Genomic DNA, 8,407 nt, shown 5'->3' with positions numbered 1-8,407 from the left:
GTCGAGAATGGCGCTAAACCGGGCCTGGCACCGGCGGAGAAGAAAGAACTCGCCGAGCTTCGTAAACGAGTTCGGCAATTGGAGATCGAACACGAGATCCTCAAGCGCGCGGCAGCGTTGTTCGCCCGGGAGAACGTCCTCCCAAAATAATCTACCCGCTGGTCCATGAGCTTGCTGACGACGCTATCCCGGTCGCGGTGTCCTGCCGGGTGCTTGGCGTGTCAACGTCGGGGTATTACGACTGGCTGGGCCGCCCGGCGTCGCATCGCGACCAGGAGAACGAATTGCTGACCAAACAGATCAAGGAGATCCACGAGAAGTCCAGGGAAACCTATGGGGTGCCGCGGGTCACCGCCGAACTGCGGCTCGGACTGGGCCTGGACTACAACCACAAACGCGTTGAACGGTTGATGCGCATCGCCGGCATCCAGGGCCTCTACCGGCGGAAAGGCCGGAAGAACCCGGTGAACACGGCCACCGAAGAGGACCTGGTCCAACGCCGGTTCACCGTGGAGACGCCGGACAGTCTATGGCTCACCGATATAACCGAACATCCGACCAGAGAAGGGAAAGTCTACTGCGCAGCGGTGATGGACGCCTACTCCCGCCTCATCATCGGCTGGTCCATCGACTACCACTTGAAGACCGAACTCGTGCTGGCCGCACTCGACATGGCACTTTTACGCCGAAAGCCGCCCGGCGAATCCACGATTCTACACAGCGACCACGGCACACAGTACACGTCGTGGGCATTCGGGAAACGACTTCGCGATGCCGGACTGCTCGGTTCGATGGGCACCGTCGGCGATTGCTACGATAATGCCATGATGGAGTCCTTCTGGGGCACCATGCAACTGGAGCTGCTCGATTCTGTGAAATGGAACACGCGCGACGAACTGGCTCAAGCCATTTTCGAATGGGTCGAATGCTGGTACAATCCATACCGACGGCATTCGAGCATCGAAATGCGCAGTCCAGTCACCTTCGACGGCATGTACACCCCGCCTGATCAAGCCGACTGACCCCACACCCGAACTGTCCGGGAAACGGGGGGAACCTCAGGACTCGGCCTGGGACTCGAAGTGGATCAGGGCTTCGAGGAGGTGTGCCCGCACCCCCAGGCCCCACCAGCCCGATTGCTCGTCGTTCTCTGTCAGGCTCATGATTCGTGTGCGTTCCGGGCCAGTGACCCCATAGATCGCCAGCAACGCCGATACATCCGCCACGCTTGCCATCCGTCTGCCGGTCTCCGACCGGTTCAGGCTGGCGATCGACGTGCCCAACCGCTTCGCCGCCGCCCGGGTCGTCAGCCCCGACCGCTCCCGCAACACCTTCAACTCCGCCGCCAGCGCCCGCGCCCGGGCCGGAACTCGATCGTTCATGGCTCCATGAGATCAGGTGTTCCGACTACACAGCATCACTCGAATAGCTGAGCCGTTTCCCCTTGCGAAACCTCCAATCCCACCGACTCGCCTGTCACGTGGCCCGCTGCTCACCCCCTCCTGCCGCGTTCGTGTGAAGCAAGGCGCCTGGGCCTCAAAGATGCCGATCTCGGTGCCGACGACTGTGGCGACAGCAACCCACTATCGGGAGGTTGGATCATGGCTGCGGAAACGGTTGATGCCGGGCAGACGGTGCCCCCACACCAGGAACTGGGGACCCGTGAGCGTTGCCAGGGGAGCGGTCGGACGTCGCAACCGAGGTAGCGCCGCGTCGTTGGCAGATCTCCGGTGGGGATCTGTCAGCATGGCGGTGTGCAACTACGTGACCTCGATGCGCTGCTGGTGTCGCTGCTCAGCCAAGATCACCCGGAGATCGTGAGTGCAGAGGTCATCAATAACGACCATGTGCATAGCCGAGTTCGGGTGTGCTTCGCGTCCGGGGCGGTGTCGTCCATCCTTGTGCGCTCGGTAGAGGGGCCGAAGGTGCCCGCGCACAAGGGCTACGACATCCCGACCGAGGTGATCTGACATGTGGCGCGACCGATTTGTCGAACACGTGCGCACGCTGCTCAGCGAGTGTGGGCATCCCGACATTGCCAGTGTGGATACCTACCAGGTCGACGGGTCCGTCAGCGATCTGCAAATCACGTGCACCGATGGGCGTGTCATCAAACTGAACATCGTCCGGACGTCTCCGCCAAGCGGCGACAACTACTCCCAGCCTGAGCCGATTGTGGTCAAGGGACCTGCAACCCAGTGACTTCGGCGACGTCGAGATCGACGCCCGGGCCGGAACTCGATCGTTCATGACTCCATGAGATCAGGTGTTCCGACTACACAGCATCACTCGAATAGCTGAGCCGTTTCCCCTTGCGAAACCTCCAATCCCACCCACGTTGACCTCCGCCGCCTACAACCAGGCCATGACCCTCAACCGCCGCACCCTCCTCCGCGCCGGAGGCATCACCGCCGCCGCCGGCCTCACCCTCCCCGGCGTCGCCATCGCGGCTCCCCAAAGCAGGCCCGTCCTCACCCACGGCGTCCAAACCGGTGACGTCACCGCCGACGGCGCCATCGTCTGGACTCGCGCCGACCGGCCCTCCCGCATGCTCGTCGAGGTCTCCAAAGACCCCGACTTCCGCAACGCCCGCCAGTTACGCGGCCCGCTGCTCATCCCCGACACCGACGGCACCGGCAAGCTCCGCCTCACCGGCCTCCCGCCCGGCCGCGAGATCCACTACCGCGTCCGCGCCGAGGACGACCGCGCCACCAGCGAGCCCCTGACCGGCTCCTTCCGCACCGCCCCCATGGGGCGCGAGGACGTCCGCTTCACCTGGTCCGGCGATGTCGCGGGCCAAGGCTGGGGCATCAACCCCGACATCGGCGGCATGACCGCGTTCGCCGCGATGGCCGCCTGCCGCCCGGACTTCTTCATCAACAGTGGCGACACCGTCTACGCCGACGGCCCGCTCAAAGAGTCCGTGACCCTCCCGGACGGCCGGATCTGGCGCAACCTCGTCACTCCGGAGAAGCTCAAGGTCGCCGAGACCCTAACCGAGTACCGTGGACAGTTCGCCTACAACCTGCTCGACGACAACGTCCGCGCCTTCGCCGCGCGCACCCCGTCCGTCGTCCAATGGGACGACCATGAGGTGGTCAACAACTGGTACCCCGGCGAGATCCTGACCTCCCCGCAGTACACCGAGAAGCGCGTGGACGTCCTCGCCGCCCGCGCCTTCCAGGCCTTCCACGAGTGGATGCCCGTCGACCCGCGCCGGGCCGTGGACGGCCGGATCTACCGCAGCTTCCGGTACGGCAGGCACCTTGAGGTCTTCGTCCTCGACATGCGCTCCTACAAGGACGCCAACACCTCGCCCAAGACCGGCGTCGGCCGGGTCCTCGGCGAAACGCAGGCGAAATGGCTGGTGGACGGCCTATCCGCCAGCAATGCAACTTGGAAGATCATCGCCGCCGACCTGCCCGTCGGCCTGATCGTCCCGGACGGCGCCGACATCGAGGGCGTCGCCAACGGCCTGCCCGGCGCCCCCGGCGGCCGCGAGCACGAGATCGCCTGGGTGCTGCGTTCCGTCGCCCGGAACCAGGTGCGCAACGTCGTCTGGCTGACCGCCGACGTCCACTACACCGCCGCCCACCACTACTCCCCGGACCGCGCCGCCGTGGGCGACTTCGACCCGTTCTGGGAGTTCGTCTCCGGCCCCCTCAACGCGGGCGCGTTCGGCCCGAACACCCTCGACCCGACGTTCGGCCCCGAAGCCGTCTTCGTCCACGCCCCACCGGCCGCGAACACCTCGCCGATGGACGGCTTCCAGCACTTCGGCGACGTCGAGATCGACGGCCCGACCGGCGAGCTGACCGTCCACCTGCGCGACGGCAAGGGCACCGCACTCTGGTCGAAAACCCTTACACCGCAACGCTGAGTCAGGCCATGCTGAACTTCTCGGCGTGCACCTGCGTGTTCGGCACTCCGATCGCCCGGAGACTGCGCAGCACAGATGAGGTCATCGCGGGTGGGCCGCAGACGTAGATGTCACGCTCGGTGATGTCGGGGACCAGGGATCGGAGGCTGTCCGGCTCGAACGGCCGCGCTCCGTCCTTGGTCCGTCCGGTGAGCAGGTGCAGCCTGCCGCCGTGGGCCTGGATCAGTTGGCGCACCTCGTTGAGCAGTACCGCGTCGCTCTCGTCGCGCACCCGGTAGAGGACCACGACATCCGCGGTCGACCGCTCTTCCAGCAAGGCGCGGATGGGCGTGATCCCGACGCCGCCCGCGATCAGCAGCGTGCCGGGCCGCGTCCGCTGCAGCGACGTGAACGCGCCATACGGCCCCTCCATGAACACGCGGGTCCCGACCGGGACGTTCCGCAGACCCGCGCTGCCGCTGCCGACCGCCTTGGCCGTCAGCCGCAGGAAACGGCCGTCGGGCGCCGCCGACAGCGAGAACGGGTTGGCCAGCCACCAGTGGCTGTGCCCGGGGAACCGCCAGATGAAGAACTGGCCCGCCCTGGCCGGAAGCCGGTCGAGGTGCTGCCCAGTGACGTACACGGACGCCACGTTGTCCGACTCCGGCACCACCGCCTGGACCCGGAACTGGTGGTACGCGTTGCGCCAGAGCGGCACCGCGATCCGCCCGACGACCAGGGAGCCGAAGGCGAGGATCCACAGCGTCCACCAGTAGACGAAGGCGAACGTCGAGGACTTGAACGTCGTCGTCTCCAGGAGTTGGTGGACGAACGCCACCGAGATCGCCAGGTACACCAGCAGGTGCAGCACATGCCAAGTCTCATATTGCAACCGACGTCGGACGGACCGCAGTGAGGTGGCCGCGATCGTGACGATGGTGGCGGCGGCGATCATGCCCAGCAGGGACGCGGGCACGCCTGCCAGCGCGAGGAAGGTCTTCGCCATCGACGCGTTGTCCAGCGTCGCGTAGCCGAGCACGACCAGCGTCGCGTGGGTCAGGATGGTCCAGAGCAGGGTGAAACCGGTCCACCGGTGCCACACCGTCAGCCGGTCCATACCGATGCGGCGGTCCAGCCACGGCAGCCGGGCGACCAACAGCAGCTGGAACATCATCAGCAGGGCCGCGTGCAGGCCGACGAACTTGGCGACCGTCAGGATCGAGTTCTTACCGGTGCCGCTGGTGATGAACAGGACCTCGACAATCACCAGGTTGACCAGCACGAACGCCCAGAGCGCCCACCGCGCCTGAACGACCGGCGGCACCGCGCGCCTGCATTGGAGACTCGTGGCCATGGTCGCTGCCTCTCGTCGTCGTCCGCGGTGGTGCCTTGCCGTCTCTACGCGCGGAAGCAGCGCCGGGTTCACCGGGGTGACGCGCGGGCGGGCTGGGCCCGCCCGCGCTCCGAATCATCCCTTCCCGACGCGGTACACGCTGTCCATCGCCACGAACGCGACCAATGTGACCCCGAAGACCGGCATCGCCCAGCCCAGCGCCGCCGCGGCCACCACGACCGCCGCCAGCGCCGGGACCGGCAACTGCCGCCACACCGGTTCCGGCGCCGGGGTCAGACCGCCCGAGGTCGGTCGCCGCTGCCACCACATCCGGTAGCCCAACACCAGCAGCGCCAACGCGCCGACGGCCACCAGGGCCAGCGCGAGCTGGTTGGCGAACCCGAACAGGGTGCCGCTGTGCGCCTGGACACCCAGCGTCGTCAGCTTCGCCAGGAGCGGGAAGTCCTGCCAGCCCTGCCGCGCGGTGACCTCGGCGGTGTACGGGTCGACCGCGATCGTGGTCTTGCGGATCGGCAGCCCCTCCGAGGTCTCGGCGATCTTCACCGCCTTGGCGGCCGACGCGGGCGCGGTGATCGTCAGCTGACCCTCCATGCCCTGCGCCCGGGCGACGGACAACACCCGGTCCAGGCCGACCGGGTCGCCTTTGGCCACCACGTTCGGCGCGCTCAGGCTGGGCGACTTCGCGTCGAGCGCGGCGATGGCCGTGTCGAACCTGGCGCCGGCGTGGGTGGACCAGGTGAGCCCGGTCGCGCTGAGACCGAGCAGACCCAGGGTGAGCCACAGGCCGAGCACGCCGTGCCGCGACCGGGTACGCGCCCGCGCGGACCCGTTGCTCGCGGGCACCAGCAGCGTACGTAGCCGCCGCCGTTTGCCGACCCACAGCACCAAACCGCCCAGCACCAGGAACGGCAGCCAACTCGCAGCGAACTCGGCGTACAGCCTGCCGACGTCACCGAGGTGCAGCGAACTGTGCAGCTTGCGCAGCCACACCTGCGCGGGTGGCCGGTTGTTGACCGTGATCAGCTCGCCGTCGACCTTGCCGGTGTACGGGTCGACGTAGACGGTCAGCGACTCCGTCGAGAAGTGGTCGTCGCCCTTCGCCAACCCCGGCTTGTCCAGGACGACCTGTGTGGTGCGGTCCGGATCGACGGGCACGATCACCGACTTGAGCTTGCCGTCCGGGTGCGCGGCGAGCGCGGCGCCGACCTGCTCGGTGAGCGGCCGAGTGGGTCCGCCGGGCGCGTCGACGTACAGCTTGTCGCCGTAGAGGACATCGTTGATCTGGGGGGTGAACGCGTAGAGCAGCCCGGTCAGCGCGAGCACGGCCAAGAAGGGCGCGACCGCGAGGCCCGCCAGGAAGTGCACGCGCCGGGCCAACGCCCATAAAGCACGCGGGGGCCGTGATTCCGCCTTCTCAGGTGTGTCAGTTCTGGGCGGGTCGGGATCGAACGTGGTCATGGTGAAACTCCTGAAAGTGTGTGTGGGCGACCGGCGGCGACACCGGAGCGCTGAGCGCGCCGGCGGCGGGTCGAGGGAAGTGGGATCAGGCAGCGGTCGCGGGCGGACCGCGGGTGACCACGGTGTGCAAGAGCAGCGCCGTACGAGCGGGCAGTCCTGTCTCCAGGAACGCGGGTCGTAGACCGGCATCCGGACATAGAACCGGCGCGGCGACAAACAGGCTCCGGACGAGCTTGCGCACCCGGGCCCACGCCCGTCGCTCGCCCTGGCGGATCCACCACGCCAGCAGCACGGTGGCGACAAGGTGCGCGGCGAGCATCCCGAGCCCGGGCACATCGAGCTCGGTCGACAGGTGCGCCAGGTGCGAGTCGGCCGACACGGTCAGCGTCACGTGGGTGCTGAGCTGGCCGAAGGCGAGCAGCGCGGCGATCGCGGGAAGACCCCGCTCGCGCGCGGTCATCAGCCAGCACGGCAGCAGGAGCAGGGCGGCGGCGACGGCGATCGCCGAACCCGTCCAGGTGCCCCCGCCGACCACGTGGCCCGCGGCGCCCGCCAGCAGGGCGGCGACGAGCGACGTCGCGGTGCGCCTCCCGCGCGCCGGAACCCGCCTGCCGCCAGCCACGATCTGTCGCCCCTTCGCCTTCCGTCTGGATGAGGTTAACCAGTCGGGGTCCGCCGACCACCCGCCACGAGGACTAATTCGCGGGACGTCAACACAGCTGGTTCATCGTCAAGCCCGTTAGGGGGTTGCGAACCGTTCAGGATTCTGTGCCCGTGTGTGTCTGATTGTGATGTTTGAGGTTCTTCGACGCGGCTTGGAAGTCTGGGTGTGTGGTGGTGACGGTTTGTCGGTGGTGGTCGGTACGGTCGCTGGCGATGACCATGGTGTTGCAGGCGTACCGGTTCGCGTTGGACCCGACAGTGGCCCAGGAGGCTGTGTTGCGGTCGCATTGTGGTGCCCAGCGCTACGCCTACAACTGGGGCCTTGGGCTGATCAAGGCCAACCTCGCCCAGCGGGCGGCCGAGGCGTCCTACGGCGTCGCGGAGGCGGAGTTGACGCCGTCGGTGTCGTGGTCGGCGTACGCGCTGCGCAAGGACTGGAACCAGATCAAGGACGCGGTCGCCCCATGGTGGGCGGAGAACTCGAAAGAGGCGTACTCCTCCGGTTTGGCGAACCTGGCGGTCGCGTTGGGCAACTGGAACACCTCGAAGACCGGCAGGCGCACTGGTCCGAAGGTCCGGTTCCCGAGGTTCAAGGGCAAACGTGCCGGGTTTTCGTGCCGGTTCACCACGGGCAGCTTCGGGCTGGCCGAGGATGACCGTAGGCATGTGAAGTTGCCCCGCATCGGGGTCATCCGCACGCACGAGTCGACCCGGAAACTGGCCCGGCACCTCGAGCGCGGCACCGCCCGCGTCCGCTCGGCCACCGTGACCTACCAGGGTGGGCGGTGGTTCTGCTCGTTCTCCGTCGAGATCGACCGCCACGACCGCGCCCCAACCCGACCGGACACGGTCGTCGGCGTAGATCTCGGGATCAAGTCGCTGGCGGTGCTCTCGACCGGCGAGGTCATCCCCAACCCCCGACACCTCGATGTCGCGTTGCGGGACTTGCGCAGGTTGGGGCGGCAGGCGGCCCGCCGGGTCGGCCCGGACCGGCGCACCCGGCAAACCCCGTCCGCCCGCTGGCGCAAGACCCAGGACCGCATCCGCCGGCTGCACACGAGGGTGGTCGATGC

General features: G+C 67.6%; 9 protein-coding genes. 5 read left to right on the top strand and 4 right to left on the bottom strand.

All coding sequences use genetic code 11. The features are described 5' to 3' along the window. The first annotated feature begins 77 nt into the window (after positions 1 to 77). Positions 78 to 1,022, top strand: a complete 945-nt coding sequence (locus tag ACRDSQ_RS29840; RefSeq protein WP_431425667.1) for an IS3 family transposase — start codon at positions 78 to 80, stop codon at positions 1,020 to 1,022. A 36-nt stretch (positions 1,023 to 1,058) separates the two neighbouring features. On the opposite strand, the gene ACRDSQ_RS29835 is transcribed toward ACRDSQ_RS29840, so the two are convergent. Then, the gene (locus ACRDSQ_RS29835; protein WP_431425665.1) at positions 1,059 to 1,382 is read right to left on the bottom strand and encodes a helix-turn-helix domain-containing protein; all 324 of its coding nucleotides are present in this window, start codon (positions 1,380 to 1,382) and stop codon (positions 1,059 to 1,061) included. A gap of 372 nt (positions 1,383 to 1,754) precedes the next feature. On the opposite strand from ACRDSQ_RS29835, the gene ACRDSQ_RS29830 reads away from it, so the two are divergent. From ACRDSQ_RS29830 to ACRDSQ_RS29820, 3 genes are all read left to right on the top strand, one after another. Beyond that, the gene (locus tag ACRDSQ_RS29830) at positions 1,755 to 1,970 is read left to right on the top strand and encodes a hypothetical protein (protein WP_431425664.1); all 216 of its coding nucleotides are present in this window, start codon (positions 1,755 to 1,757) and stop codon (positions 1,968 to 1,970) included. A gap of 1 nt (position 1,971) precedes the next feature. After that, positions 1,972 to 2,202: a hypothetical protein gene (locus ACRDSQ_RS29825; protein ID WP_431425663.1), complete on the top strand. Its 231-nt coding sequence runs from the start codon at positions 1,972 to 1,974 to the stop codon at positions 2,200 to 2,202. Positions 2,203 to 2,365: 163 nt separating this feature from the next. Then, positions 2,366 to 3,880: an alkaline phosphatase D family protein gene (locus ACRDSQ_RS29820; protein WP_431425662.1), complete on the top strand. Its 1,515-nt coding sequence runs from the start codon at positions 2,366 to 2,368 to the stop codon at positions 3,878 to 3,880. Position 3,881: 1 nt separating this feature from the next. On the opposite strand, the gene ACRDSQ_RS29815 is transcribed toward ACRDSQ_RS29820, so the two are convergent. The 3 genes from ACRDSQ_RS29815 to ACRDSQ_RS29805 all read right to left on the bottom strand — a co-directional run bounded on the left by ACRDSQ_RS29815 (position 3,882) and on the right by ACRDSQ_RS29805 (position 7,293). Continuing rightward, on the bottom strand, positions 3,882 to 5,213 hold the full coding sequence (locus ACRDSQ_RS29815; RefSeq protein WP_431425661.1) for a ferredoxin reductase family protein: 1,332 nt from the start codon (positions 5,211 to 5,213) through the stop codon (positions 3,882 to 3,884). A 114-nt stretch (positions 5,214 to 5,327) separates the two neighbouring features. Continuing rightward, positions 5,328 to 6,671: a PepSY-associated TM helix domain-containing protein gene (locus ACRDSQ_RS29810; RefSeq protein WP_431425660.1), complete on the bottom strand. Its 1,344-nt coding sequence runs from the start codon at positions 6,669 to 6,671 to the stop codon at positions 5,328 to 5,330. A gap of 85 nt (positions 6,672 to 6,756) precedes the next feature. Further along, a complete protein-coding gene (locus ACRDSQ_RS29805; protein ID WP_431425659.1) occupies positions 6,757 to 7,293 on the bottom strand; it encodes a hypothetical protein in 537 nt (178 codons plus the stop codon). Positions 7,294 to 7,547: 254 nt separating this feature from the next. On the opposite strand from ACRDSQ_RS29805, the gene tnpB reads away from it, so the two are divergent. Next, on the top strand, positions 7,548 to 8,407 hold an 860-nt coding region (gene tnpB / locus ACRDSQ_RS29800), incomplete at its 3' end, for an IS607 family element RNA-guided endonuclease TnpB (RefSeq protein WP_431425658.1).

It is taken from the genome of Actinokineospora sp., assembly GCF_050699995.1.
GTDB lineage: Bacteria > Actinomycetota > Actinomycetes > Mycobacteriales > Pseudonocardiaceae > Actinokineospora.
Note: the sequence above shows the minus strand (reverse complement) of the source record. Positions and strands in the feature narration are given on the sequence as shown.

What these genes read in the sequence shown, in the direction of transcription:
- ACRDSQ_RS29835 (WP_431425665.1), bottom strand. Translation starts at nt 1,382, where the DNA reads ATGAACGATCGAGTTCCGGCCCGGGCGCGGGCGCTGGCGGCGGAGTTG.
- ACRDSQ_RS29825 (WP_431425663.1), top strand. Translation starts at nt 1,972, where the DNA reads ATGTGGCGCGACCGATTTGTCGAACACGTGCGCACGCTGCTCAGCGAG.
- ACRDSQ_RS29820 (WP_431425662.1), top strand. Translation starts at nt 2,366, where the DNA reads ATGACCCTCAACCGCCGCACCCTCCTCCGCGCCGGAGGCATCACCGCC.
- ACRDSQ_RS29815 (WP_431425661.1), bottom strand. Translation starts at nt 5,213, where the DNA reads ATGGCCACGAGTCTCCAATGCAGGCGCGCGGTGCCGCCGGTCGTTCAG.
- ACRDSQ_RS29810 (WP_431425660.1), bottom strand. Translation starts at nt 6,671, where the DNA reads ATGACCACGTTCGATCCCGACCCGCCCAGAACTGACACACCTGAGAAG.